Below are 252 nucleotides of genomic sequence, written 5' to 3' on the forward strand. Positions count from 1 at the left end.
TGCGCGCCGAAGGCCTGGTGGGTCAAGTGCAGGCCAGCCTGCCGCCGTTGCAGGCCGGGCGGCAGCGGGCCCTGGCCGAACTGGCCGTCTTGCTGGGGCGCCCCCCGGGTGATGCACCGGCGGCGGCCCAGGCTTGTCACCAGGCCCCGCGCCTGGGTTCGCCCATGCCCCAGAGCGATGCCCTGGCCATGCTGCGTCGGCGTCCCGACGTGAGTCAGGCCGAGCGACGGCTGGCGGCGGCCACGGCGCGCA

The 252-nt window shown here is 76.6% G+C and carries 1 pseudogene; it reads left to right on the plus strand.

The window, feature by feature from the left end:
• Window positions 1–252: pseudogene (locus F6S12_RS33440) on the plus strand (TolC family protein); the annotation flags it as partial.

Source organism: Pseudomonas sp. JV245A (assembly GCF_032424515.1).
In the GTDB taxonomy this organism is placed as follows: domain Bacteria; phylum Pseudomonadota; class Gammaproteobacteria; order Pseudomonadales; family Pseudomonadaceae; genus Aquipseudomonas; species Aquipseudomonas protegens.